Below are 24260 nucleotides of genomic sequence, written 5' to 3'. Positions count from 1 at the left end.
ACGGGGGCCAAGGCGGGGGGCCACTATGGGGGCCAGGATCCACATGCTCCTGGGAGATGGGATGGGCGATACGGGTATCGGCGCCTTGCTCCTCGGCTTGCGCACAGAGCGAGGCTGGACCCAGCAGCAGGTTGCCGACGAGTACAACGCCCTGGAAGGGCGTGCAGCGATGACCGGCAAGGAGATCGGGTGCTACGAGCGTGAGGTGCGGATCCCAGTTCCGTACACCCGAAGCCACTTGGCCCGGGTATTCGCGGTCGAGGTCGGCGTCCTCGACCGCGCTGTCGCGAAGAGCAAGCAGCGTCGTGACGATGAGATGGATGCGGAAGGCTCGGACGGTCCGGCGGTGCTGAGCCCGGCCGAGCGATCGGTGGCCGACGCAGTGTCGGCGGACGCTTCGTCGTCCGCCGAGTTCGCCCGGTTCATCGCGCAGCGCAATGCCGACGAGCTGATCGTCGAGCAGCTGGAGGCTGACGTGGCGCGGCTCGCGCGCTCGTACGTCAGCCACCCTCTGCTGGAGCTGTACACCGAGATTAGGCAGCTACGGGATGGCATCTTCGGCCTATTGCGCGGGCGTCAACGGCCCCGATAGGCCAGTGACTTGTACGTCTCGGCCTCACGGCTTCCGTCAGACGCGAGGCCAGCTCGCGTGGGGTCAGACCTTCGGGCGATGCCTGCACGAGGGCCAGTGGGTCGAGGGTCTGCTCGACGTAGGAGGTGCCGCGCTCGTGGTTGTGGATCACGGGCAGCGGACCGATCTCCCCGGTCGGGGTCTTGAGGTGGTGGACCTTGACCGCCGGGTCGCCGGCCTCACCGGCGATGAACAGCACGCTGCCCGCGCCGCCGACGAACCAGGTCGAGCCGTACACCCGGTCCAGGACAGGGCGTTGGTCGCGTGGGGCCTCGGCGGTGGACTTGCGCTGGTGGTGCAGCTCCAGGACCTCGGCACTCTCGCGCAGTGCGTGCTGGCGGGCGTTGTTGTATGCGATGGCGGCCTCGTCCTCGGTCAGGCGGCTGACCGCGTCCTTGAGGCTGTCGATCACGATGGCGTCCGCCTTGTGGTGCGCTGCGAGTTCGGCGAGCAGGTGCGGCTCCTTGTCGAGGGTGGTGGGCAGCGGACCGGACCACACGCGCAGCCGGTCACGCAGCATCGGCTCGTCCCTCGGGTTGAGGTGACGGCGCAGGGCTCGGGCGATCTGCGGCGGCCGGTCCAGGGCGAGGTACAGCACGCGCTCGCCCTCGGTCACCGGCAGGTCCAGTACGGCCTCGTACACGCCGAGGCGGGCGAGGACGACCTGGTGGGCGAGCGTGGTCTTGCCGACCCCGGAGGGCCGACGATCATCAGGCTCTCGCCTTTGGCCCAGGCGGTCTGCTCGGACGTACCCAACACGGGGTCGGCCGGCGCACCGGCCTCGGTGACGAAGTCCCACCCGTCGCTCATGTACCGGTCCAGGCGCGAGCCACCTGTCGTGGAGGAACGCTCGCGCTGGGCGCGGACCAAGTCCTCTAGCGTTCTACGAGTCCCGTGACGCCCAGGACCGCCTCCATCGCGCGGTGGTCGCCACCGCCGAGTACATCGAGGCCCACCCCGACGGGTCGAGGGCCATCCATAAGCAGTGCCTCCGCCTCATGGGCGAAGAGCGCGACGCACGCACGCTCACCGAGAACATCGAGGGCGGCTATTACCAGTAACCACCCATAAGGAGAACCGACTTGGCCAACATTCAGAAGCGCCCCAACGGCAAGTGGAGCGTGCCCGCTACCGCGACGTCGACGGCAAGGAGCACGCCCGCCACTTCGACCGCAAACTCGACGCCCAGCGCTGGCTCGACGAGGTGACGACCAGCATGGGTCACCGGCCTGTACGTCGATCCCCGCGCGGGCAAGATCTCCTTCGAGAAGTATGCGACGAAGTGGGAGGGCGAGCAGATAGCCGGTGAGGCCGGGGCCCGAATCACCGACAACGCCCTACGGGTTCACCTCATACCCGCGCTCGGCTCCCACGCGATGTCGTCCCTGCGCCGGACGCACATCCAGGCCCTCTTTAAGCAGCTTTCCGAGCTGCTGGGCCCCGGCAGCGTGCGCAACGTCTACGACGTCCTGGTCCGCGTCATGACGGCCGCTGTCGAGGACAAGGTCATCGCGGCCAGCCCCTGCAAGCGGTCGCGCTTCCGGCCATGCCCGACGAGGAGATCACTCCGCCGACCGTCGCGCAGGTCGGAGCGATGGCCGGCGTCATGCCGCCGTACATCCGCCCGCGATCGTCGTCCTGGCCGGATCGGGCTTGCGCATAGGTGAGTTGCTGGGCCTCAAGGTCTCGGACGTCGACTTCAAGAACGGCACCATCCGCGTCGAGCGGCAGCGACTCCAGTCCGGCCTGATCGGACCGCCCAAGACCAGCAAGTCGCGGCGTACCGTCCCGGTCGGAGAGGTCGTCACCGACGCGCTCCTCGGGCACCTCGCCGCGCGCCCCTCCACGGAGTGGCTGTTCACGATGGAGGAGGGGGAGCCGCTGAACTACCGGCGGTGGAAGACCGAATGGAACTGCGCCCGCAGGGGGCTCCAGGCGGAGGAGAAAGAAGCGGCCGGGCGCGAGGGTCGCAAGCCCGTCACGCTGCCGCACATGGTGACCCACGACCTGCGGCACTTCTACGCCTCCGCGCTGATCGCCGGCGGGGCGAGCGTCAAGCAGGTGCAGCTGGTCCTCGGCCACGCGTCCGCCGTCATCACCCTGCGGATCTACGCGCATCTGTGGCCGGGAGAAGAAGACCGCACCCGGTCCGTGATGGACGCCGTTCTCGGCGGCCTGCGGACCGGGTGCGGACAGGTAGCCGATCTGACCAACGAAACCGCAGGTCAGACGGCCTAACCAGAGATCAAGCCTTCTTGGTCTCCCAGAAGATCTTGTCGATCTGGGCGATGTAGTCCAGCGCCTTCTGGCCCGTCGCCGGGTCGGTGGAGGCCTTCGCGGCCGACAGCGCCTTCAGGGCGTCGTTGACCAGCTGGTGCAGCTCCGGGTACTTCTCGAAGTGCGGGGGCTTGAAGTAGTCGCTCCACAGCACCGAGATGTGGTGCTTCGCGAGCTCGGCGCGCTGCTCCTTGATGACCACCGCGCGGGCCCGGAAGTGCGGGTCCTCGTTGGCCTGGAACTTCTCCTGGACGGCCTTGACGGACTCCGCCTCGATGCGGGCCTGGGCCGGGTCGTACACGCCGCAGGGCAGGTCGCAGTGGGCGCTGACCTTCACCTTGGGGGCAAACAGGCGGGAAAGCATTGAGCTGTCCTTCCTCGTGATCGTCTTCTCAGGTGGGACATTACTCCGTGAGGGACGCGTTTTAGTGGGTGCCCCCATGGGCTTAGGCCAAAAGTCCGGGGTGAGGATGGGACCAGTGGCCGAATGTGCGGAACGGACCGGGGAGGTGCCGGAAATGCCGGAGGGGTCGGAGCTGACACAGGAGCCCGCGCGCGGGCTGGCGGCGCGAGTGCCGTTCCAGGTGGTGGAGGTGACGGGGCCTTCGATGGTGCCCACGCTCCACCACGGGGACTGGCTGCTCGTACAGCACGGGGCGCCCGTGCGGCCGGGTGATGTGGTGATTCTGCGCCATCCGTTCCAGCAGGACCTGTTGGTCGTCAAACGGGCCGTCGAGCGCCGTGCGGGCGGCTGGTGGGTGCTGGGCGACAACACGTTCGCGGGCGGGGACAGCACGGATTACGGGACGGTGCCCGAGGAGCTGGTGCTGGCCAGGGTCCGGGTCCGCTACCGGCCGTTGAGGAAGGATCAGAGGTCGGTGCTCGGGCTGCTGGGCTGGGCGGTGACCACGCTGCGGCCGGTGTCGGCCGTGCGCTCCGCCTCCAGGCGTTTGCGGGCTCGGTAGGCGGCCACGTTGGCGCGGGTCGCGCAGCGGTCCGAGCAGTAGCGCCGGGACCGGTTGGTCGAGGTGTCGAGATAGGCGTTGCGGCACGGCGCCGCCTCGCACAGACCGAGTCGGTCCACGCCGTACGACGTGAGGTGGAAGGCGAGCCCCATCGCCGCGATGGCGGCGTATCCGGCCGTCGCGTTCGACGGGTGGTCGGCCAGGTGCATGTGCCAGTCCGGTTTGCCGTCCTCGTCACGGGTGTCGTGACCGGAGATCTGCGGGCTGACCGGGAACTCCAGCAGCAGCGAGTTCAGCAGGTCGACGGCGAGCGTCTCGTCTCCGCTGTCGGCGGCTTCGAAGACGGCGCGCAGCCGTGCCCGTACCGACCGGAAGCGGGTCACATCCGCGTCGGTGGCACGCCTCGCGGCCTGCGCGTTGACGCCGAACAGCTCGCGGACCGCCTCGACGGAGGTGAGGACGTCCTTGTTGCGGGCCGGCTCCTCGGTGTTGACCAAGCGCACCGCATAGTCCGAGTAATAGGCCAGTTCCACTTGTAGTCCTTACCGGGTCGGTCTAGGGTCGTCGTGCGGGCGATCGAAGTAATAGGCGTTTGCAGTTTCAGGGTATTACATCGGAGGGATTCTCGTGACGGAGACAGCGGCAGGGACCGACTGGCAGGCCTGGCAGCGGAGCTGGGACCGACAGCAGGAGTGGTACATGCCCGACCGCGAGGAGCGGTTCCGGGTGATGCTGGACATGGTCGAGGCCGTGGTGGGGCCCGAACCAAGGGTGCTCGACCTCGCGTGCGGTACGGGAAGTATTACGGACCGGCTGCTCAAGCGGTTCCCCGAGGCCACCGGTACCGGCGTCGACCTCGACCCCGCGCTGCTCGCCATCGCCCGCGGTTCCTTCGCCGGCGACGAGCGCGCCACGTTCGTAACCGCCGATCTCAAGGACCCGGAGTGGGTGGAGCGGCTGCCGCACGACACCTACGACGCCGTCCTCACCGCCACCGCCCTGCACTGGCTGCACAGCGAACCGCTCACCACGCTCTACGGGCAGCTCGCCGGGCTCGTCCGGGACGGCGGGGTGTTCATGAACGCCGACCGCATGATCGACACCGCGACCCCCCGGATCAACGCGGCCGAACGCGCCCACCGGCACGCCGCCATGGACCGCGCCAAGGCCGCGGGCGCCCTCGACTGGGCGGACTGGTGGGCCCTCGCCGCTGAGGACCCGGTCCTCGCCGCACCGACCGCCGAACGGTACAAGATCTACGGCGAGCACGCGGACGGCGACATGCCGTCCGCCCGCTGGCACGCGGAGACGCTGCGGGCGGCGGGTTTCGGCGAGGCACGGGCCGTCTGGGCCTCGCCCTCCGACTCCCTGGTGCTCGCGGTGAAGTAGCGGGCAGCATGCCCGCGACGGGGCGGTACGGACTCCGGTCCGTACCGCCCCGACTTTCTGTCCGGCCGCTGCAACCCGCCGCGCACCCCGGCGCACTGGAAGGGTGAGACGGTCCGCACCCGCGGACCCGGGAAGGGGCGCCGACGATGCGGATCGCTGACGATGCCGCGCTGCACGCCTTCGTCGAAGGCAGGCGTACGGCACTGTTCCGCAGCGCCTATCTGCTCTGCGGCGACCGGCACGAGGCCGAGGACCTGGTCCAGTCGACACTCGTGAAGGTCGTCCTCGGCGGACGGCGGTACGGACGGCTCGACAACATCGAGGCGTACGCGCGCAAGACCCTGGTCAACACCTTCATCGCCGCCCGCCGCCGGTTCTGGCGGCGGGAGCAGGCGTACGGCGAAGTCCCCGACCGGGCGGGCGACTCTCCCGACACGGACACCGGCCTTGCGGTGCGGGCGGCTCTCGCCCGGCTCACGGCCAGACAGCGTGCCGTGCTGGTGCTGCGCTACTGGGAGGACCTGAGCGTCGAGGCCACGGCCGAGCTGCTCGGGATGCGGGAGAACACGGTCAAGAGCCATACGGCTCGGGGGTTGGCGGCGCTGCGCGCCGAGATGGCGGAGGAACTCGTATGAACGACGTCAGGGAGCTGCTGGGGCGGGCCGCCGAGCACGCGGGGCAGCCGGTCATCAGCGTCGAGGTGGTGTACTCCAGGGCCGCCAGGGTGCGCCGGCGGCGCCGGGCCACGGTTGCGGCGGCCGCATTCGCGGTCGTCGCGGCCGGAGCGGTCGCGGTGCCCGGATTCGCGTCGCAGACGAAGCAGGAGCAGAACGCCTCGGTGGGCGCCCCGGCCGAGGCGGCCGGCGACAGCGGCCGGGCGAAGCAACTGGTCAAGCTGTTGCCCAAGGGCGTCGGCCGGGTCGAGCAGGTCTCCCTCGCCGTGATCATCAAACACGCCACCGCAGCCCAGGCGAAGGAGCATCCGGTGGGGCCGCTGGACGGGCAGTACTCCGTTCGCAGGGACGGCGGAGTCGGTTACCTCGTCGTCGACGTCAGGACGGGCAAGCAGGTCCGGCAGAAGTCCGGCGGAGTCGACCCCGCCGTGAACCTCTGCGAGCCCACCAACGGGGAGCCCCGCCCGGCGCAGTGCGTACGCGAAGAGCTCCCGGACGGGCGGATCCTGACGATCTGGAGCGACCCGATGAACTACGGGGGCACGCCCCTGTGGGGGCCCGAGCTCGTCGCCCGGCTCACTCTCAAGGACAGCGGGCTGCTGTCCGTCCGCGACAGCACCGGTCTCAAGAGCGAGCAGGCGCAGGGCCCGCTCCTCAAGACCCCGCCGCTCACCCGTGCGCAGCTGCGCACGCTGATGCTCAGCCCGGAGCTGCTGGCGAAGCAGTAGCCGGGGATGCGGAAGAGGGCGGTACGGACCGGAGTCCGCACCGCCCTCTCGTCATGCCCGTACCGCTACAGCACCTTTGACAGGAACGACTTCGTCCGGTCGTGCTGAGGGTTCGTCAGTACGTCGCGCGGGTGGCCCGCCTCGACCACCACGCCGTCGTCCATGAAGACCAGCGCATCGCCGACCTCACGGGCGAAGCCCATCTCGTGGGTGACGACGATCATCGTCATGCCGTCCTCCGCGAGACCACGCATGACGTCCAGGACGTCGCCGACCAGCTCGGGGTCGAGCGCCGACGTCGGCTCGTCGAAGAGCATCAGCTTCGGCTCCATGGCCAGGGCACGGGCGATGGCCACCCGCTGCTGCTGGCCGCCGGAGAGCTGCGACGGGTAGTTCTTCGCCTTGTCGCCGAGCCCGACCCGGTCCAGGAGCCGCTCCGCGCGGGCCCGGGCGACGGCCTTCGCCTCGCCCTTGACCTGGACGGGTGCCTCCATGACGTTCTCGATGGCCGTCATGTGCGGGAAGAGGTTGAAGCGCTGGAAGACCATGCCGATGTCCCGGCGCTTCAGGGCGACCTCGCTGTCCTTGAGCTCGTAGAGCTTGTCGCCCTTCTGGCGGTAGCCCACCAGCTGCCCGTCGACGTAGAGCCGCCCGGCGTTGATCTGCTCCAGGTGGTTGATGCACCGCAGGAACGTCGACTTGCCGGAACCGGACGGACCGACCAGGCAGAAGACCTCCTGGGGGGCGACCTCCAGGTCGATGCCCTTGAGGACCTCGACGCTGCCGTAGGACTTGTGGACGCCCTCGGCCTTCACCATCGCGTGGGTGCTCATGCGATGCCTCCCTCGGAGCGGGCGGAGCGGCGGCCGAGCGTGGTGCGCAGTCGCTGGAGCGGGGTGGGCGGTAGGGCGCGGGTCGAGCCGCGTGCGTAATACCGCTCCAGGTAGTACTGGCCGATGCTGAAGATCGAGGTCAGCACCAAGTACCAGGCGGCGGCGAGGAAGTACATCTCCACCGGGGACCCCGATGTCTGCCCGATGTCCTGCGCGACCTTGAACAGATCGAGGAATTGCACCGCCGAGACGAGTGAGGTCGTCTTCAGCATGTTGATGACCTCGTTGCCCGTGGGCGGCACGATGACCCGCATCGCCTGCGGGACCACGATCCGGCGCAGGGTCTTGGAGTGGCTCATGCCGAGCGCGTGGGCGGCCTCGGTCTGGCCGTCGTCGACCGCAAGCAGACCGGCGCGGCAGATTTCGGCCATGTACGCGGCCTCGTTGAGCCCGAGCCCCAGCAGCGCCGTCAGCAGCGGCGTCATGAAGCTGGCCCAGTAGTCCTTGTAGAGCGGTCCGAGGTTGATGTACTCGAAGACCAGACCCAGGTTGAACCAGACGAAGAGCTGGACCAGGACCGGCGTGCCGCGGAAGAACCAGATGTAGAACCAGGCGATGGAGCTGGTCACCGGATTCTTGGACATCCGCATCACGGCGAGCAGCAGACCGCCCGCGATACCGATGGCCATGGAGAGCAGGGTCAGCTCGAGGGTCTTCCACACGCCGGTGACGATCCGGTCGTTGAAGAAGTAGTCGGGGATGGTGCCCCAGTTGATCTTGCCCTGCGAGAAGGCGTACACGATCCCCACGAGGAGGGCGATCGCGACGGCTGCGGACACATAACGCCCCGGGTGCCGGACCGGGACGGCCTTGATGGCCTCCGATCCGGCGGCGGGCGGCGGAGTGTCGGCGGGGCCGTCCGTCTTGCTGACGTCAACAGTCACCGATGGTGCCTTTCAGTTCCCCCGTTGAGGAGCGATATGGAACGCGGGTCAGGAGCCACCGTTGATCTTCGCGTCGTGGTTGGCACCGGCCTCGACGCCCCACTTGGCGATGATCTTGTCGTACTCACCGTTCTTGATGATCGCCTGCAGAGCGGCCTGGATGGCATCCCGCAGCTTGTCGTTGCCCTTGGCGAGCGCGATCCCGTACGGGCCTGCCTCGACCTGGTCGCCCACGATCTCGAAGTACTTGCCGTCGCCGGAGTGCTTGACCGAGTACGCGGCGATCGGGAAGTCCGCGGACACCGCGTCGACGCCCTTGGAGCGCATCCGCGTCTCGGCCTCGGGGTTGGTCGGGAAGTCCTCGATCTTCACGGTCTTCTTGCCGGCCGCGGTGCACTTCTTGGCCTGGGCCTTGGCGAGGTCCTGCGAGAAGGTGGCCGTCTGCACGCCGATCGACTTGCCGCAGAGGTCGTCCCACGTCTTGATGCCGTTGTCGGCGCCCTTGTTCGTGTAGATCGAGACACCGGCGGTGAAGTAGTCGACGAAGTCGACGCCCGCGCCGACCTTCTTCTTGGTGTCGCCGTCGATGCCGTTCTGACGGTCCTTGGTGTCCGTCATGGCCGACATGGCGATGTCGTACCGCTTTGCCGCGAGACCGGCGATGAGGTCGGCGAACTTGCCGTTCTGGAACTCGAACGTCACCCCGAGCTGCTTGCCGAGGGCCTCGGCGATGTCCGGGTCGATGCCCACCGTCTTGCCCGAGGCGTCCGTGGATTCGACCGGCGCGTACGCGATGTCGGAGCCGACCATGATCTTGCCCTTGGCCTTGATGTCGGCCGGCAGCAGGTTGGCGAGCGGCGCGGCGGACTTGGAGGAGCCCGTGCTCTTCTTCGTGTCGTCGCTCTTGGTCTGGTCGCCGCAGGCGGTCAGCAGCATGGTGCCGGCGACCGCGATGGCGCAGACCGCTGCAATCCTGGATGTTGCGGCCGTGCGACGGGTGGTGCGTGCGGTCATGATCGGGTTCCTCCGGCAGGTAAGGGTGGAGTTGCCAGGCGGTATGGCACACATCGTCGGATGTCGCCGCCTCGTGCGATTAGGGGCATCTTGCCATTCGGACTAGCCCATTCAGGGTGCCAGTCATGTCAAAATCGGGTAACGGGCGATCCCCGCACCCCAAGAGGCCGGTACATCAAGGCCGGACCTTCCAAGGGGTTTCCTTCTTCCGGCCGGAGAATCTACGGCGTGTCTCACATGCTGGCCCATATTTCGTGTGTTGGCGGACTTGTCCAGATATTCGAATATGAGGCACGTCACCGCGCCGGTATGGACTCGTCCGTGAAGCGGTCCGTCCGGTAAGAAAGACGTTTACACCCCTCATCCGGGGCCCAGGGCGCGTGTGCGGCGCGCCCGCGCGTACGTACCTCCCCCTGCCGGGGCGGGCCAATCGCCCGGCGCAGGGAACGTACGCGGTGCCCGCCCACCCCTCCTCAATCAGGAGTGGCCACCCTCAAACGTTGAAGACTTAAGGGGTCAACACCATGGCAGCGGAGATCGTCAATCCTCGCAGCGACAGCAACACCGACAGCAGCACCGACGAGCCGTTCGATCCGGCCTTCGCGCTTCACCGCGGCGGAAAGATGGCCGTGCAGGCCACCGTCCCCATCCGGGACAAGGACGACCTGTCCCTCGCGTACACGCCCGGCGTCGCCAAGGTGTGCAGCGCCATCGCCGAGAACCCCGAGCTGGTCCACGACTACACCTGGAAGTCGCAGGTCGTCGCCGTCGTGACGGACGGCACCGCGGTGCTCGGACTGGGCGACATCGGCCCCGAGGCGTCCCTTCCGGTGATGGAGGGCAAGGCGATCCTCTTCAAGCAGTTCGGTGGCGTCGACGCCGTGCCGATCGCGCTCGCCACCACCGACGCGGACGAGATCGTCGAGACGGTCGTCCGCCTCGCGCCGTCCTTCGGAGGCGTGAACCTGGAGGACATCTCGGCGCCCCGCTGCTTCGAGATCGAGCGCAAGCTCAAGGAGCGGCTCGACATCCCGGTCTTCCACGACGACCAGCACGGCACCGCCGTCGTGACGCTGGCGGCCCTGCGGAATGCCGCGAAGCTGTCCGGGCGGACCCTCGGCGATCTGCGCGGTGTCATCTCCGGCGCCGGTGCGGCCGGGGTGGCCATCGCGAAGTTCCTGCTGGAGGCGGGGCTCGGGGACGTCGCCGTGGCCGACCGCAAGGGTGTCGTCAGCCGGGACCGTGAGGACCTGACGGACGTCAAGCGCGAGCTCGCGGAGCTCACCAACAGGGCCGGTATCTCCGGCTCGCTGGAGACCGCCCTGGTCGGCGCGGACGTCTTCATCGGTGTGTCCGGCGGTACGGTGCCGGAGTCGGCGGTCGCGTCGATGGCGCCCGGTGCCTTCGTCTTCGCCATGGCCAATCCGGACCCCGAGGTCCACCCCGACATCGCGCACAAGTACGCGGCCGTGGTGGCGACGGGACGCTCCGACTACCCGAACCAGATCAACAACGTGCTGGCGTTCCCGGGCATCTTCGCGGGGGCGCTGCAGGTGCGGGCGTCCCGGATCACGGAGGGCATGAAGCTCGCCGCCGCGAACGCGCTGGCGGATGTCGTGGGTGACGAGCTGGCCGCGGACTACGTGATTCCGTCACCGTTCGACGAGCGGGTCGCTCCGGCCGTGACGGCGGCGGTTGCCGCGGCGGCGCGGGCGGAGGGCGTGGCTCGACGCTGAGATTCGGGGCGGGGCGGGGCCGGGTGCTTGTGGGGCCCGTTCCCCGACCTCGCCCCTTTCCGTGGCAAGGGCCGCCCGGCCCCCGCGCCGCGGACGACGGCGAGGCCGGATCTCCGCCCGCGAAGTTCCGCCGGGGGCGACCTGTACGCGCGGCACGCGTCACACCCGTGATCGCTTACGTCGGCGCGCCCCCCGGCCTATCGTCAAGGCCATGTTCGCCGCCTACGCATCCCGCATCGACCGCGACCAGCCCCTCAACGGCCTTGAGCTGGGCGAGCGCCCCGCCCCCGAGGCGCGTCCCGGCTGGACCACCGTCAACGTCCGCGCCGCCTCCCTCAACCATCACGACCTCTGGTCGCTCCGTGGTGTCGGCCTCGCCGAGGACAAGCTGCCGATGATCCTCGGCTGTGACGCCGCCGGCATCGACGAGGACGGCAACGAGGTCGTTCTGCACTCCGTCATCGGCCAGACCGGGCACGGTGTCGGCCCGAAGGAACCCCGCTCCATCCTCACCGAGCGCTACCAGGGCACGTTCGCCGAGCAGGTCACCGTTCCCAGCTGGAACGTGCTGCCCAAGCCGAAGGAGCTCACCTTCGAGCAGGCCGCCTGTCTGCCGACCGCCTGGCTCACCGCGTACCGGATGCTGTTCACCAACGCCGGTGTACGGCCCGGGGACTCGGTGCTCGTGCAGGGCGCGGGCGGCGGTGTCGCCACCGCCGCGATCGTCCTCGGTCGCGCCGCGGGCCTGCGGGTCTACGCGACCAGTCGTGATGAGGCCAAGCGCAAGCGGGCCGTCGAGCTCGGTGCGATCGAGGCGTACGAGCCGGGCGCGCGGCTGCCGCAGCGTGTCGACGCCGTCATCGAGACCGTCGGCGCCGCAACCTGGTCGCACTCGGTGAAGTCGCTGCGTCCCGGCGGCACCCTGGTCATCTCCGGTGCGACCAGCGGCGACCGGCCCTCGCACGCCGAGCTGACCCGGATCTTCTTCCTGGAGCTGAAGGTCGTCGGTTCGACGATGGGGTCCAAGGACGAGCTGGAGGACCTGCTCGCGTTCTGCGCGACGACCGGTGTGCGGCCCGTCATCGACGAGGTGCTGCCGTTGGACCGGGCCCGTGAAGGGTTCGAACGTCTTGCCGCGGGCGACCAGTTCGGGAAGATCGTGCTCACCGCGTCCTGAGTCCGTCCGCTCTCCCGGCGTGCCCTTGACGGCGCGTCAGTCCTTGGGTGGGGTCTGCGCCGTGCGTAGGGGCGGCGCACCCATGGCGGTTGTCACCTCACCCGTGCCGGCGGCGGGGCCTCTCGCCCCGCCGCCCACGCGCGTCCCCGTCGGTGGTCCGCGACCGCACGTGGCCGAACGTCCTCACGGCCCGACCCTCGCTCGCCGTCTCCGGGAGGGGTCTCGGCGATCTGCGTGCCAAGAGGCCCCGAATCGGGCACCCACCAAATCTCCCGGGACGACTCGCCACTCTCCATGTCAACCACGGTTGACATGGAGAGTGTGTCAACGTAAGTTGACATCATGACCGAAGCAACGGATCTCGCCGCACGTGCGGGCGATCGCGACCCGCGCGTCGGGTTGCGGGCCGTCGTCGCGCTGCGGCGGCTGCTGGAGCAGCTCGAAGCCGTCCAAGTCAGAAGCGCTCGCGTCCAGGGTTGGTCGTGGCAGGAGATCGCCGCCGAACTGGGCGTCAGCCGACAGGCCGTGCACAAGAAGTACGGGAGGAATTGATGTTCGAACGATTCACTGCCGATGCCCGCGCCGTCGTGACCGGAGCAGTGGACCAGGCACGAAGGGCGGGCTCCCGCTCCGTCACCGAGGAGCACATGCTGCTCGCCCTGCTGGATCGGCCGGGCGGCAGCCGGTCCTCCTTCGCCGTCACCGCGCTCGGTCTCGCCGACCGTCGCGCATCGGTGGAGGCGGCGCTCGCCGACGCGGCCCGCCGGGGCGGCCTGACCAAGGCCGATACGGACGCACTCGCCGGTATCGGTATCGACCTGACGGAGATCGTCGCCCGGATCGAAGGTGCCCACGGCGAGGGTGCGCTGGTGGGCGACCGGAAGGACCGCCGGGGGCGGTCGGGGCGACCGTCCTTCGGTCGTGGTGCGAAGACCGTCCTGGAGAAGTCGCTGCGGATCGCGCTCGGACGCGGCGACCGGTTCATCGGTGAGGAGCACATCCTGCTGGCGTTCACCGTCATCCCCGGTGTGGTCGCCGATGTGCTGGCGGAGCACGGGGCGACGCACGGCACGGTGACGCGTGCGCTCTACGGGGACGGGGGAGCGGAGGGGCAGGCAGAGGCGAGCTGAGGGGCGGGAGGGATCGGGGCTTCCTCCGGCCGGTGCGGGTGATCACGAGGTGGCATGACCCGTGCGGCATGCCACCTCGTCCCGCTCACCGGGAGTCGTCCGGGCCCTCGGTGCCGGTGCTCCTGGTGCCGGTGTCCTTCCGCAGCAGTGTGCCGATGTGGGCTGCCGCCGTCGACAGATGGCGGCGGGCCTCCGTCAGCTGGGCCTCCGTGACGCCCTGGTCCCGGGCCGCGTCACGGATGTCGTCGCGGAAGCGGTCCAGCAGGCGGTCCAGGTCACGCGCCGGGTCGCCCGTACCGGCCGTGTCCTTGCCCCATTCGGGATCCGCTTCGGCCGGGTCCGGCTTGATGTACGGGGGCCAGCCGCCCGTCGCGGCGAAACCGCCCAGCCGACCGGTGATCTCCGCCAGCCCTTCCCGTACGCCGGTCGGCCAGTCGCCCCGGGCGAAGTGCTCCTGGACCTGCCGGGCCGCGTTCTGCATCTGCTCGCGTGCCCGCTCCTGGGCCTCCTTGGCCTGGCGGCGGGCCTGCTGAGCCTCCTCGCGGGCGCGGCGCGACTCGTCCTTCGCCCGGCGGGCCTGCTCCTTCCACTCCTGCTTGGCCTTGCGAAGCTCCTCCTTGGCGGTGCGCCACGCCTCGTTGTCGCCGAAGTCACCGAAGTCGCCGAACGGGGATCCCCGTTCGCCCTTCGCGCCGGTCCCGGTGGCGGACGTGTGACGGGTCTCCCCTGCAGCGGCCCGCATCTCGCTGCGCAGCTTGCCCGCCGCGCCGCGCACGTCGTCCCGCATCTCGGCAGCCAGTTCGGAGACCGATTCGCGGATCTCCAGTTCCAGATCGGCCAGTTCGCCGGTGCGGCCCGCCAGCTCGGCGCGGCCCGCGTCGGTGATCGAGTAGACCTTGCGGCCGCCCTCGGTGGCATGCGTGACCAGGCCCTCGGCCTCCAGCTTGGCCAGCCGGGGATAGACCGTGCCGGCCGACGGTGCGTACAGACCCTGGAAGCGTTCCTCCAGGAGCCGGATCACCTCGTAGCCGTGGCGTGGGGCCTCGTCCAGAAGCTTCAGCAGGTAGAGGCGCAGGCGCCCATGGGCGAATACGGGGGGCATGTCAGAGCACCTTTCCGGTCGGCTCGGCGTCGTACGGATCTTCCTCGGCCGGTGGACGGCGGAGCACGGCGATCGATCCCGAGACGGTCGTGGCCTTCAGCGTTCCGGTACCGGCGCCGAGCGTTCCGGTGATCTTCTTCGCCCCCCACTGGCCGCTGACCAGCAGGTCCTCGAAGCCGTTGGAGACGGTGCCGCTCGCCGTACTCGCCTCGACCCTCGCGTCCGCCGGGTGCGGCAGCCGGATCGCCACCTCGCCGGAGACCGTGGTCAGCCGGATGTCCGTGGGCTTCCCGGTCGGGTCCAGGTCCAGCACCATGTCTCCGCTGACCGAATCGGCCCGTACGGAGGCCCCGGCGCCCTCGACGACCGTCAGATCGCCGGAGACCGACTTGAAGCGGAGGTCGCCGGTGACGGCCTGGGCCTCCACATTGCCCGAGACCGTGTCCGCCCGGACCGCCCCGGCCAGGCCGGCAAGCGTGGTGTCGCCGCTGACGCCCCGCACGTCCGTACGCCCCCGGATGCCGGACACGAACGCCCCGGCTCCCACCACGCCGACCTCCACCGTCGACCCGGCCGGCACGGCGAGCGAGACGACCGCGCTGCGGTGCCACCCCTTGCGGTCGAACCACTTCAGGAAGCCGTGCCAGGGCAGGTCCTCGTAGGCGACGGAGAGGGTGCCGCCCTCTTGCGTCACTATGAGCGGCGGGCCCTCGATCCCGGAGACCTCCAGCCGGGCGGTCGGCTCCTCGGTGCCCACGACATTGACCGTGCCGTTGACGATGCGCACATTCAGCGACGTCACCGGTTCGTCGAAGGTCAGCTTCTGAGGCGCGGTGATGGCCCACGTCGACACAGGCATGGATCTGACCTCCCGGGGAACGCGGCGCGACGCAACATATCGCGTCTCTTGCGCAACACGATATATCGCGGATAGGGGAAGTCAAGAGGGATGGGGTGCCGCGGATCGATCAAAGGCCGCCAAATCCGGGCAAATTGCCATACGGTGTGGGGCATGAACGCGACATCATCCGTGGGCGCGCTGCTGCTGTGCCGGGCCGGGCCCGGATCCGTGCGGCCGGTGGCCCATCTGCTGCGCGAGCGGATGCTGCTCGCGCCCGCCGGGGACGAGTGGAGCGTCCTCGTCCCGGAGGGCACGCCCTGGCAGGACAGGCAGGAAAAGCTGAGCGTGGCGGAGGCGGAGGGGGAGCAACCGGTCGACAGTGTGCTGGCCGGCTGGGCCACCGCACTCGCGGTCGGTTCGACCTGGCCGGTGCTCGCGCTGTGGTGGGACGGCGACCGGGCGGGCTACACACTCGCGTCCGGCTTCCGGCGGCCCGTCGGCTACGTCTGGCTGACGGACGGCACCCCGGCCGGGGAGGACGAGGCGATGCGTACGTTCGCCGCCCGGCTCGGCCTCGATCCCGTGATGGACATCCAGCAACTCGAAGCGCTGACCCGGCCCGACCCCGGGGCGGACGCCCGTACCCGGCTGCGCGGGCTGATCGCCGTCCTCGCCCGCATCGGCGTGATGCTCCCGCCGGGCCTCGAACCCGGCGAACCCGCCGACCGGCTGCACACCGCGGCCGACGGCCGGCCCGAAACGCAACGGATCGCGTGGGCGGGCTGGCTCGATGCGGTGAAGCTGGAACTCGACGCGGTCGAGAACAGCGGCCTCGGCCCGTGGGTGCGCGGCCCCAGGGCACGTGCACTCGCCGCGGCCCAGCTCGCCGCGGGTCTCCCGCTCGTCGCCTGGGGGATCGGGCGACGCAGTGGAGGGTGGGCCTTCGCGGGGGCACTGCTGCTCGCGCACGGGACGGCCGGCCTCGCGTACGACCGGATCCGGGACGGCGGACCCTAGTGCCGTGACGGGGTGAAGCTTGCCGACGGGGGCACCAGGGCTCCTCGCGTCGCTCTACTCGTCGTCCTCGTCCTCGTCGTCGAGCCGGGCGAGCCAGGTCGCGAGGCGCTCGACGGGAACCTCGAAGTCGGGGTTGAGATCGACGAAGGTACGCAGCTGCTCGGCGAGCCACTCGAAGGTGACCTCCTCCTCGCCGCGCCGCTTCTCCAGCTCCTCGATGCCACGGTCGGTGAAGTACATGGCGGCAAGTTTAATGCCTGGTGAGCGCCCCCGACCGGGCCCCGCGCGACGATGAGGACGGCCCCTGGAACCGGCGTGCCCCGACCAGGTGTCATGACCGATGTGCCTCGCGTCGGTCACGTACTGCCGTTAGCCTGCGGGGAGTTCAGGGAACGGGGGGTGCCATGAGCGACAGCGAGGCCCGTATCACGCGCATCGAGCTGCCGGACGGTACGCCGGTCTGGGCGCGGATCTCCGGGGCCGAGGAACTTCGGCGAACGCCGGCCGGCAGCGGCCTGTCCTACACGGACACCGGCTTCTCGGACTTCGCCGACCAGGTGCAGGCCCGGGTGGAGAGCCTGCAGGGGGTGGTGACCGGCGTCGCGCGGTCGCTCGCCGGGCCGCTGCGGGCCGTGCAGCCGGACGAGGTCAGTGTCGAATTCGGCATCGAGCTCACCGCCAAGGCGGGCAAGGTCGTCGGGCTCCTCGCGGACGGGGAGGCCAAGGGCGCCATCAAGGTCACGCTCACCTGGAACGGCGGCGGACCGCCCGTCGATCCGCCGATCACGCCCCAGGTGCCCGCACAGGCCGCCGCACCGGCCGCGCCCCCGATCCCGTCCACGCCACCTGCGGCCCAGGCGCCCCCGGTGCCTTCGGCTCCCCCCGTACAACCGGAGCCCGCGCCCCCGTCGCCGCCCGCCGGGGCACCCGCCGGCGCACCGGCGCATCCCGATGCGGCCGCGGCCGCTGACGGCGGCGGGTCATGACGCAGGAGGCCGGCGGGGGCGCGGAGGGGGGTCCGGGCCAGGCTGAGACCGCGCTCATGGACCTCGTGCGGGACGCCACCGTACGCATCCATCGCCCGGGTGCCGGGTATGCCACTGACGGACCCGGCCAGGGATTCCTGGGAAGCGGCTTCTTCATCGCCCCGAGCTGGGTCCTCACGTGCGCGCATGTGGCCATGCGGGGGGAGGGGCGCGAGGTGAACGTGTTGTTCAGGGCCGATCCGTACAGCGCCGAGCTCACCGAGGTGCCCGGTGTGGTGCTCGCCGCACTGCCCGAGAGCCGGCCCGCCGGGGCCACCGGCTGGCCCGCTCCCGACCTCGCGCTCATCCAGCTCCGGCGGCCCGTCGAACACACCTGTGTGTACGTCACCGAGCGCTCGGAGGCCATGCTCCGCGGCCGCAAGGTCCGCTGCGTGGGCTGGGCGCCCTCGCCGGGCGGCGGGCTGACGACGCTCAGCGGTGACTGCGAGGTGAAGGGCACGTACGGCGGCTGGGCCGACGCCGACCAGCAGATCCGGCTCGACGGGGACTGGCTGGAGCCCGGAATGTCCGGCGGCCCCGTCGTGGACGTGGCCCGGGGCGAGGTGGTCGGCGTGATCAAGTCGCGGCTCGACGACCACCAGGGCGGCACCGCCGTAGGCATCGAGCGGCTGCGCTCCCTGACGGTCCCCGCAGGCCCCGTGGAGACCGAGTCGGACGATACGTACCAGGCCGTCTTCCACGCCCACGACCGCTACCACGCCGACCGGCACAACAGCCCCGCCTCCACCGAGCGGACCTGGGCCGATGTGCAGAGCGACCTGCCCGGGCCGCCCGGCCGGGTGCTCAGCCCCAAGCGGCGGATCGATCTGCTGGGCAGGCTCGCCGAGTTCCCGCCCCCGGTCAGCACCCGCAATCTGCTGGCGCTCCTCGACGGCCTGCCGAACGTCCACGCGCGCGACCTCCGCCCGGCGCCGCGCGGGTGGCGCGACGGCCTCGGCTCGCTGTACGACGCACGCGTCCGCGACCGCGACGCCGCGCTCGAACTCGTCCTGCGCTACTGCATGGGCGTCCTCGCCGCCGACCGCCCCTTCGACGTGCCTTCCACCCGCACCGCCACGAAGTCCCTCTGGGAATGGGTGAAACGGGTCGCCGACGAGGACCTCTCCCGGGATTTCCGGCAGGAACTCGTGCTGCACTGGCGCGCCGTACGGCAGCGCCGGGACCAGGAGCACCAACGGGCCCCCGCCCCGACGAACGAGCCCGCCCGGTACGGCGAACGCGCCTTCGTCCTGCTGGAGCTGGAGCCGCGGGGCTGGGAACGGGACCTGTACGACTGGCGGATCGGCGTCGCCCGCCCCACCGGGGAGGTCCTGCCCGTCGCCGAGGACAGCCAGGGCACGGGGCTCGGCGCCCTGCCGGAGCGGCTCGCCGCCCCGCTCGCCGAGGCCTTCAGGCGGTGCGACGAACCGGACAGCCCCGCCGTGCTCCAGGTCGCGGTCGTACCGGCGCTCTTCGGCCTGGACGTCGACGGCTGGCAGGTGACCCCCGACGGGCTGCCGCTCGGCGTCGTACGTCCGGTGGTCGTCCGCCGCTCGGAGCGGGGGCAGCCGACCGATGAACTGGACCGGCTGCGCCGGACCCGCTGGAACAGCACCAGGAACTCCTCGATGCAGGCCGAGGTCGTCGACTGCGAGGACGGGATGGCCGTCCGCGTACCGGAGTTGACGGCGCTGCACGCCCTGGCGCACGAGACCGTGCCGGTGCTCTGCCGGTACGGCGACCGGCCGGGCCCGGAGACCGCGGCCGGACTGGTGCGGGTGCTCGAAGGCGGCTTCGGTGTGGCCCTGTGGCGGCGGACGGGTGAGGCCGACGCGGTCTGTACGGAATTCCACCGGCGCGCGGCCGACACCGTCGCGGAGGTCCGCACCTCCGACCGGTTGCCGCAGAAGATCCACGAATTGAGACAGGGCGTGCGCGCGGGTCGCACGGAGACGTACTGGTCGGACGGTATTGCCCTGTTCTATGACGATCCGCACTATTCTCTGCCCGGCTCGGGTCAGCTCCTGGAGGCGCCGTGAACGGGCGCGCCGGTGCGCCCCTTACGGGGGAGTGCCCGGATCGCTACCGTGAGGCACGGTCGACGGCTGCTGCCCCTCAAAGACGCCTTGGCGGACGAGTGACGACGAGGAACACGCTATGAATGAACCGAGCGAGTGGCTCATCTACCGAGGGGCCGGCGAACCGCACGGGGGTATCGAACAGCTGCCGCCCCCGCCCCCGTGGCGTGACTTCGCGGGCCGCGGCGCCCCGGACTCCGACGACGCGGACGATGACGGTGCGCTCACCGACGGCTCGGCCACCCGACGGCTCGGCGGCCACCGGCACCTCGCCGAACTCCACCGGCCCGGCGCCGAGGAGCTCGAAATGATCAACGCCGCGCTCTATCTGCGTCGTCCGCTGCTGGTCACCGGCAGCCCCGGTGCCGGAAAGAGCACGCTGGCGCACTCCGTCGCCCATGAACTCGGGCTCGGCCGGGTCCTGCGCTGGCCCATCGTCAGCCGCTCCACCCTCCTTGACGGCCTCTACCACTACGACGCGATCGCCAGGCTGCAGGACGTGCAGATCGCCGCGCACAGCGCCGCTACCGGAAGGCCCGGAGCCGACGCGGCGGACAACGTCGGCAGTTATATCCGCCTCGGCCCCCTCGGCACCGCACTGCTGCCCTCCGACCGGCCCCGTGTGCTGCTCATCGACGAGCTCGACAAGAGCGACATCGACCTGCCGAACGACCTCCTGAACGTGCTGGAGGAGGGCGAGTTCGGCATCCCCGAACTGGAGCGGATCGCCGACCGGCTGCCTGACGGGGAGGCCGAGGTGCTGACCGACGACGGCACCAGAGTGACGGTCAAGGACGGCCGGGTGCAGTGCGCGGCCTTCCCGTTCGTCGTGCTCACCAGCAACGGCGAACGCGACTTCCCGGCCCCACTGATGCGCCGCTGCATCCACCTGGAGCTGGGGCGCCCCGACCACCAGCGGCTGGCCACCTTCGTCCGCGCCCATCTCGGCGACGAGGCGGCGCGTTCCGGGGATGATCTCATCGCCCACTTCCTGGAACGGTCACGCAGCGAACTCCTCGCCACCGACCAGTTGTTGAACGCGATCTACCTCACCGACGCCGCTGCCCCGGCCGGCCGGGACCGGCTCGCCGACCTGCTGATCCAGCGACTCGACCGGCCGAGGTGATGAGCTGATGCCCCATGCCGCGGCACGGCATGATCCGGAAGGCGGTCCACTTCCGGGTTCGGAGCCTGGCTCGGAGCCGGAAGGGCGGGCGCCGGAGCCTTACGCGGGAGATCTGCTGCCCGCACTCGTGGCCCGGCTGCGCGAGGCCGGACTCGACCCCGATGCCGAACAGCTCTGCGACGCCCTCTGGCTCGCCCGGTGGACCCGCCGACCCGACGCACCCGAGGGGGAGGAGGAGAGCGGCGTCACCGGTGCGTCCTCACACGGTCGGCTGCCCGGCGAACGGCCGGCCACGCCGTCCGTCCGGCCCGCGAACGCGCATGGCGTCACCACGGACACCGCACCGGTCGACGACGGCGCCGCGCAGGAGGACCCCGGGGACACCGACCACCGCATCTCCCTGTACCCCGTACCGCTGCCGAACGCGGCGGCACAGGACGGCGTGCGCAGCGATGAGGAGGACGGCTTACGCGGCCGTGCGGGCCGCACCGCCACCACCCTCACCCTCGGCGTGCCTGCCGCACCCGCACTCCCCGCGCCCCTCGAACTCCAGCGTGCCTTACGCCCCTTGCAGCGCTACCGCCCCGCCTCGCCCCCCACGCGCCGCGTCCTGGACGAGACGGCCACCGCGGAACTGAGCGCCAGGGCAGGCGGGTTGATCATTCCGGTGTTCCGTGGTGTCTCCCGGGCCGACGCACTCCTGCAGTTCGTCATGGACGCCTCGTCGTCGATGCGCGTCTGGGACCGGATGTTCGGTGAACTCCAACAGGTATTCAGTCAGTTGGGGGCATTCAGAGATGTCCAGGTGCGCTATCTGCACCGCGGGCCCGACGGCTCCTGCGCGGTCAGCCGAAGTCCGGACCCGGCCGCCGCACCACTGAACTCTGCGGACCGGCTCAGCGATCCGACCGGCCGCCGGGTCACCGTACTCGTCAGTGACTGCGCCGGACCGCTCTGGCACAGCGGGCGGGCCCACCGACTGCTGCATCAGCTGGCCCGGCAGGCCCCGACCGCCGTACTGCAGCCGCTGCCGCAGCGCATGTGGAACCGCACCCGACTGCCGGTCACCTACGGCGCGCTCTCCCGTGGCGAAGGGCTCTCCGGCGCCGCCGTGCTGAAAGTCACCGAGGAGGCCGGCGGTGTGCCCACCACCCGTCCCGGCGCCCTCGCCGTCCCCGTACTGCCGCCGGTGGCGGGCGCGCTCGCCGCCTGGGCCAGGCTGCTCTCCGGCACCGGCGCCGGTCGCATCTCCGGAGCGGTCGGCTGGGTCAGGGGAGACCAGCCCGCGGCCCCCGCGCCGCGTCCGGGCGACCGGATGTCGTCGCTCCAGTTGGTCAGCCGCTTCCGTTCGACGGCCTCCCCGGTCGCCGGACAGCTGGCGGTCTATCTCGCCGCGGCCCCGCTCTACCTACCGGTGATGCAACTGGTGCAGCGGACGATGCTGCCCGATTCGGGCCCCTCCGAGCTTGCCGAGGTGCTGCTCAGCGGCCTGCTGTCGCGCAGCAGGGCCGACGTCACGGGCATGGGGCAGTGGTACGAGTTCGCACCCGGTGTCCAGGAGGCGCTGCTCGGACCGCTGGGACGGGATGAGGCACTGCTCGTGCTCAAGCACTGCTCGGAGTACATAGAACAGCGGTTCGGCAAGGGCGGGCCGAACTTTCCCGCGCTGGCGTACGCACAGCTCGGGGAGGGCAGGGGCACCTCCTCGTACGTCACGGACATCGGGCCGCGCACGCACGGCGGCGGCTTCGGCGAGCACGGGGAGAGCGAAGAGGGTGACGAGAGCGGGGAGAGGGGTGGAAGCGGGTCGCGCGTCCCTCACCCCTTCGCCGAGGTCGCGGCCCGCGTACTGGAGCGTTTCATGCCCTTGCCAGAGCAGTTCGCGCTCTACGGCGACCGGCGCGGCCACGGCGCCACCGACCGCACGACGCACACGGCGGTGGAGAGCGCCCGCGCGCTCCTGCGCCATTTCGACACGGACAGCATGGTGCAGTACCTGATCGACGCCGTGCAGCTGCTGCGGGGCGCCACCGAACACGAGGAGCGGCCTGGCGCCGACCCGGAACTCTGGGCCGAGTACGCCCGGTGCGTGCTGCGGCTGTGGGAGGTCCAGGGCGGCAGTGAGCTGCTGCGCGAGGCCGAGCACGCCGCGGAACTCGCCGCCGCGCAGCCCGGGGCGGCACGCGAGCGGGCCGTGCTGGCCAAGGTGCTGCACGCCGCGGCCGACGACCGGCGGCGGCGCGGCGACCGGCGCGGGGCGCTGAATCTCCTGCGCCGCGCCGACGCCGAGTACACGATCGCCTGTGCGGCGGCCGGGCTAGACCCCGCCGAGGCGCTGCGGCTCACCCTGGAGCGGGTGCGGGCGATGGAGGCGCAATGGCGGCTCAGCGGCGACAGCTCCCTGCTGCAGGGGGCGGTGGGCATGCTGGAGGCGTTCGCCGACGTCTGGCCCGATCAGGAGAACCGCCCGATGAGCCTGGCGCTGGCGCACGGCCGCACACTTCTGCATCTGGCCCGGGCGACGGCCGACCCCGAGCAGTCCCGGCTCTACGCGGGACAGGGGGCCCGGTCGCTGCGCAAGGTGCTCTCCGGGGAGGGGGGCGAGCACACCATGGGCGGCGCGCAGACACGCATCCTGCTGGACCTGGTGGACGCCCTGCTGGCCTCGGGCACCGAGCCCGATGAGGCAGCGACCCTGGTCGAGCAGGCACTTGCGACCGTACGCGACCAGCGCACGCGCGCCTTGCTGCAGCTCAGAGCGGGCCGGGTTAGCGCGGCCCGGTACGAGCACACCGGTGACGCGGACGAACTCGGCCTCGCGGCGGAGTGGTTCGGCCGGGCCGCCCGCGGGATGCCGAGGGACTCCCGGGCCCACGCGGATCTGCTCGCCGAATGGGGCGAGATCATGCTGCGTCGTGCCGAACTGCCCGACGGGCGGCCGTACATCGGCACGGCAGTGCGCATCCTGCGCGACTGCCGCACAGAGACCCCTTCGGACAGCGACAGCCAGGCGGACCGGCTGCTCATGCTCGGCCGGGCTCTCATGCTGCGCCACCGGGCCACCGAGGACCGGGTCGATCTGCGGGAGGCCGAGCATCTCTTCGGGCTCGCGGCCCGGGAAGCGCGCGATCCGCTGACCGCCGCCCGGTGTCTGCTGGAACTCGGCCGGTCGCACGTCGACGCGTACCACGTGCTGCGCCGGCCGGCGCGGCTGGACGAGGCGGCCGAGGCGTTCCGGGACGCAGCCGAGTCGGCCCGGACGGCCGCAGCCGAGCGGGAGAATCCGCAACAGTTCCTACAAGCAGTGGAGTTGAGTGCTCAGGCCAACCACTGTCGGGGTATGACGTATGAAGAGGCAGATCGGCCCCGAGCGGCACGTGAGGCCTACCGAGCGGCTGCCCAGGAGTGGCGCACGATGCCGGACGGCGGTGGCGCGGCGGGTGAGGCGACTGCGGCCCGCCTTGCCGAACTTGAACGATGAGCGCACAAAGGCGTGCGTTCGCAACCGGAACACCAGGTGCCTTGCGCCCACGGACGAGCGCAGGGCAGTGAGTCGAGTACGACGTAACCGGG

The 24260-nt window shown here is 70.6% G+C and carries 23 protein-coding genes and 2 pseudogenes; 16 read left to right on the top strand and 9 right to left on the bottom strand.

The genetic code is table 11. The features are described from left to right. Positions 1-61: 61 nt before the first annotated feature. A complete protein-coding gene (locus OG963_RS17175) occupies positions 62-592 on the top strand; it encodes a hypothetical protein (protein ID WP_256223412.1) in 531 nt (176 codons plus the stop codon). Here OG963_RS17175 and OG963_RS17170 read toward each other — a convergent pair. Further along, on the bottom strand, positions 534-1274 hold the full coding sequence (locus OG963_RS17170) for a hypothetical protein (RefSeq protein ID WP_371127897.1): 741 nt from the start codon (positions 1272-1274) through the stop codon (positions 534-536). The two genes, OG963_RS17175 and OG963_RS17170, sit on opposite strands and share 59 nt — an antisense overlap. A gap of 235 nt (positions 1275-1509) precedes the next feature. On the opposite strand from OG963_RS17170, the pseudogene OG963_RS17165 reads away from it, so the two are divergent. Both OG963_RS17165 and OG963_RS17160 read left to right on the top strand, forming a co-directional pair. After that, positions 1510-1692, top strand: a pseudogene (locus OG963_RS17165) (XRE family transcriptional regulator); the annotation flags it as partial. 21 nt (positions 1693-1713) lie between these two features. Then, a pseudogene (locus OG963_RS17160) lies at positions 1714-2869 on the top strand (tyrosine-type recombinase/integrase). 7 nt (positions 2870-2876) lie between these two features. On the opposite strand, the gene sodN reads toward OG963_RS17160, so the two are convergent. Continuing rightward, on the bottom strand, positions 2877-3272 hold the full coding sequence (sodN, locus tag OG963_RS17155) for a superoxide dismutase, Ni (protein WP_030915726.1): 396 nt from the start codon (positions 3270-3272) through the stop codon (positions 2877-2879). Positions 3273-3426: 154 nt separating this feature from the next. Here sodN and sodX point away from each other — a divergent pair, with 154 nt between their 5' ends. Continuing rightward, positions 3427-3873, top strand: coding sequence for a nickel-type superoxide dismutase maturation protease (gene sodX / locus OG963_RS17150; RefSeq protein ID WP_093929394.1), 447 nt, complete (start codon positions 3427-3429; stop codon positions 3871-3873). On the opposite strand, the gene OG963_RS17145 is transcribed toward sodX, so the two are convergent. Continuing rightward, a complete protein-coding gene (locus tag OG963_RS17145) occupies positions 3777-4406 on the bottom strand; it encodes an ABATE domain-containing protein (protein ID WP_030915729.1) in 630 nt (209 codons plus the stop codon). The genes sodX and OG963_RS17145 overlap by 97 nt on opposite strands. A 94-nt stretch (positions 4407-4500) precedes the next feature. Here OG963_RS17145 and OG963_RS17140 point away from each other — a divergent pair, with 94 nt between their 5' ends. The 3 genes from OG963_RS17140 to OG963_RS17130 all read left to right on the top strand — a co-directional run bounded on the left by OG963_RS17140 (position 4501) and on the right by OG963_RS17130 (position 6664). Continuing rightward, on the top strand, positions 4501-5262 hold the full coding sequence (locus tag OG963_RS17140; RefSeq protein WP_093772610.1) for a trans-aconitate 2-methyltransferase: 762 nt from the start codon (positions 4501-4503) through the stop codon (positions 5260-5262). A 146-nt stretch (positions 5263-5408) separates the two neighbouring features. Beyond that, positions 5409-5897, top strand: a complete 489-nt coding sequence (locus OG963_RS17135; RefSeq protein ID WP_093772608.1) for a SigE family RNA polymerase sigma factor — start codon at positions 5409-5411, stop codon at positions 5895-5897. Next, positions 5894-6664, top strand: a complete 771-nt coding sequence (locus tag OG963_RS17130) for a hypothetical protein (protein ID WP_093929393.1) — start codon at positions 5894-5896, stop codon at positions 6662-6664. Before OG963_RS17135 ends, OG963_RS17130 begins: the two co-directional genes overlap by 4 nt. A gap of 65 nt (positions 6665-6729) precedes the next feature. Here OG963_RS17130 and OG963_RS17125 read toward each other — a convergent pair whose 3' ends face one another. From OG963_RS17125 to OG963_RS17115, 3 genes are read right to left on the bottom strand one after another with little or no spacing between them, the layout of a single operon-like run. Beyond that, positions 6730-7497 (bottom strand): amino acid ABC transporter ATP-binding protein, encoded by a 768-nt coding sequence (locus OG963_RS17125; protein WP_093772604.1) that lies wholly within the window; start codon positions 7495-7497, stop codon positions 6730-6732. After that, positions 7494-8441, bottom strand: coding sequence for an amino acid ABC transporter permease (locus OG963_RS17120; RefSeq protein ID WP_093772602.1), 948 nt, complete (start codon positions 8439-8441; stop codon positions 7494-7496). The genes OG963_RS17125 and OG963_RS17120 overlap by 4 nt, the downstream gene beginning before the upstream one ends. Positions 8442-8489: 48 nt before the next feature. Then, positions 8490-9455 carry an ABC transporter substrate-binding protein gene (locus OG963_RS17115; RefSeq protein ID WP_030915741.1) on the bottom strand — a complete coding sequence of 322 codons (966 nt, stop codon included), beginning with the start codon at positions 9453-9455 and terminating at the stop codon, positions 8490-8492. A gap of 524 nt (positions 9456-9979) precedes the next feature. On the opposite strand from OG963_RS17115, the gene OG963_RS17110 reads away from it, so the two are divergent. From OG963_RS17110 to OG963_RS17095, 4 genes are all read left to right on the top strand, one after another. Beyond that, complete coding sequence (locus OG963_RS17110) at positions 9980-11191, top strand: NADP-dependent malic enzyme (RefSeq protein ID WP_030915743.1); 1212 nt, start codon at positions 9980-9982, stop codon at positions 11189-11191. Positions 11192-11402: 211 nt separating this feature from the next. Continuing rightward, positions 11403-12368 (top strand): zinc-binding dehydrogenase, encoded by a 966-nt coding sequence (locus OG963_RS17105; RefSeq protein WP_030915745.1) that lies wholly within the window; start codon positions 11403-11405, stop codon positions 12366-12368. 342 nt (positions 12369-12710) lie between these two features. Beyond that, positions 12711-12920 (top strand): sigma factor-like helix-turn-helix DNA-binding protein, encoded by a 210-nt coding sequence (locus OG963_RS17100; protein WP_030915748.1) that lies wholly within the window; start codon positions 12711-12713, stop codon positions 12918-12920. Beyond that, entirely contained in the window at positions 12920-13498 is a 579-nt protein-coding gene (locus tag OG963_RS17095; RefSeq protein WP_093929391.1) for a Clp protease N-terminal domain-containing protein, read from the top strand. The genes OG963_RS17100 and OG963_RS17095 overlap by 1 nt, the downstream gene beginning before the upstream one ends. Before the next feature lie 85 nt (positions 13499-13583). Here the strand turns inward: OG963_RS17095 and OG963_RS17090 are convergent, their stop codons facing one another. Together OG963_RS17090 and OG963_RS17085 are read right to left on the bottom strand one after the other, a co-directional pair. Then, complete coding sequence (locus tag OG963_RS17090) at positions 13584-14600, bottom strand: helix-turn-helix transcriptional regulator (RefSeq protein WP_319738739.1); 1017 nt, start codon at positions 14598-14600, stop codon at positions 13584-13586. A 1-nt stretch (position 14601) separates the two neighbouring features. Further along, positions 14602-15459: a DUF4097 domain-containing protein gene (locus tag OG963_RS17085; protein WP_371799215.1), complete on the bottom strand. Its 858-nt coding sequence runs from the start codon at positions 15457-15459 to the stop codon at positions 14602-14604. Between the two features lie 153 nt (positions 15460-15612). Between OG963_RS17085 and OG963_RS17080 the strand changes: the two genes are divergently transcribed. Next, entirely contained in the window at positions 15613-16458 is an 846-nt protein-coding gene (locus OG963_RS17080) for a hypothetical protein (protein ID WP_093772594.1), read from the top strand. A gap of 54 nt (positions 16459-16512) precedes the next feature. Here the strand turns inward: OG963_RS17080 and OG963_RS17075 are convergent, their stop codons facing one another. Beyond that, positions 16513-16698: a DUF6104 family protein gene (locus tag OG963_RS17075; protein ID WP_007266501.1), complete on the bottom strand. Its 186-nt coding sequence runs from the start codon at positions 16696-16698 to the stop codon at positions 16513-16515. A 164-nt stretch (positions 16699-16862) separates the two neighbouring features. On the opposite strand from OG963_RS17075, the gene OG963_RS17070 reads away from it, so the two are divergent. From OG963_RS17070 to OG963_RS17055, 4 genes are all read left to right on the top strand, one after another. Further along, positions 16863-17444: a CU044_2847 family protein gene (locus tag OG963_RS17070; protein WP_093929388.1), complete on the top strand. Its 582-nt coding sequence runs from the start codon at positions 16863-16865 to the stop codon at positions 17442-17444. Beyond that, positions 17441-19522, top strand: a complete 2082-nt coding sequence (locus OG963_RS17065; protein ID WP_093772590.1) for a trypsin-like peptidase domain-containing protein — start codon at positions 17441-17443, stop codon at positions 19520-19522. The genes OG963_RS17070 and OG963_RS17065 overlap by 4 nt, the downstream gene beginning before the upstream one ends. A 118-nt stretch (positions 19523-19640) precedes the next feature. Continuing rightward, entirely contained in the window at positions 19641-20687 is a 1047-nt protein-coding gene (locus tag OG963_RS17060) for a MoxR family ATPase (protein ID WP_093772588.1), read from the top strand. 7 nt (positions 20688-20694) lie between these two features. Beyond that, on the top strand, positions 20695-24168 hold the full coding sequence (locus OG963_RS17055) for an SAV_2336 N-terminal domain-related protein (RefSeq protein WP_371799214.1): 3474 nt from the start codon (positions 20695-20697) through the stop codon (positions 24166-24168). The last annotated feature ends 92 nt before the right edge of the window (positions 24169-24260 follow it).

Origin of the sequence: Streptomyces sp. NBC_01707 (assembly GCF_041438805.1) — a bacterium.
Taxonomy (GTDB): domain Bacteria; phylum Actinomycetota; class Actinomycetes; order Streptomycetales; family Streptomycetaceae; genus Streptomyces.
Note: the sequence above shows the minus strand (reverse complement) of the source record. Positions and strands in the feature narration are given on the sequence as shown.

Bases quoted from the DNA above. Each gene is read 5' to 3' on its own strand.
- OG963_RS17110 (WP_030915743.1), top strand. From the start codon at position 9,980: ATGGCAGCGGAGATCGTCAATCCTCGCAGCGACAGCAACACCGACAGC.
- OG963_RS17115 (WP_030915741.1), bottom strand. From the start codon at position 9,455: ATGACCGCACGCACCACCCGTCGCACGGCCGCAACATCCAGGATTGCA.
- OG963_RS17085 (WP_371799215.1), bottom strand. From the start codon at position 15,459: ATGCCTGTGTCGACGTGGGCCATCACCGCGCCTCAGAAGCTGACCTTC.
- OG963_RS17055 (WP_371799214.1), top strand. From the start codon at position 20,695: ATGCCCCATGCCGCGGCACGGCATGATCCGGAAGGCGGTCCACTTCCG.
- OG963_RS17130 (WP_093929393.1), top strand. From the start codon at position 5,894: ATGAACGACGTCAGGGAGCTGCTGGGGCGGGCCGCCGAGCACGCGGGG.
- OG963_RS17135 (WP_093772608.1), top strand. From the start codon at position 5,409: ATGCGGATCGCTGACGATGCCGCGCTGCACGCCTTCGTCGAAGGCAGG.
- OG963_RS17090 (WP_319738739.1), bottom strand. From the start codon at position 14,600: ATGCCCCCCGTATTCGCCCATGGGCGCCTGCGCCTCTACCTGCTGAAG.
- OG963_RS17175 (WP_256223412.1), top strand. From the start codon at position 62: ATGGGCGATACGGGTATCGGCGCCTTGCTCCTCGGCTTGCGCACAGAG.
- OG963_RS17100 (WP_030915748.1), top strand. From the start codon at position 12,711: ATGACCGAAGCAACGGATCTCGCCGCACGTGCGGGCGATCGCGACCCG.
- OG963_RS17070 (WP_093929388.1), top strand. From the start codon at position 16,863: ATGAGCGACAGCGAGGCCCGTATCACGCGCATCGAGCTGCCGGACGGT.
- OG963_RS17105 (WP_030915745.1), top strand. From the start codon at position 11,403: ATGTTCGCCGCCTACGCATCCCGCATCGACCGCGACCAGCCCCTCAAC.
- OG963_RS17065 (WP_093772590.1), top strand. From the start codon at position 17,441: ATGACGCAGGAGGCCGGCGGGGGCGCGGAGGGGGGTCCGGGCCAGGCT.
- sodN (WP_030915726.1), bottom strand. From the start codon at position 3,272: ATGCTTTCCCGCCTGTTTGCCCCCAAGGTGAAGGTCAGCGCCCACTGC.
- sodX (WP_093929394.1), top strand. From the start codon at position 3,427: ATGCCGGAGGGGTCGGAGCTGACACAGGAGCCCGCGCGCGGGCTGGCG.
- OG963_RS17080 (WP_093772594.1), top strand. From the start codon at position 15,613: ATGAACGCGACATCATCCGTGGGCGCGCTGCTGCTGTGCCGGGCCGGG.
- OG963_RS17125 (WP_093772604.1), bottom strand. From the start codon at position 7,497: ATGAGCACCCACGCGATGGTGAAGGCCGAGGGCGTCCACAAGTCCTAC.
- OG963_RS17095 (WP_093929391.1), top strand. From the start codon at position 12,920: ATGTTCGAACGATTCACTGCCGATGCCCGCGCCGTCGTGACCGGAGCA.
- OG963_RS17075 (WP_007266501.1), bottom strand. From the start codon at position 16,698: ATGTACTTCACCGACCGTGGCATCGAGGAGCTGGAGAAGCGGCGCGGC.
- OG963_RS17060 (WP_093772588.1), top strand. From the start codon at position 19,641: ATGAATGAACCGAGCGAGTGGCTCATCTACCGAGGGGCCGGCGAACCG.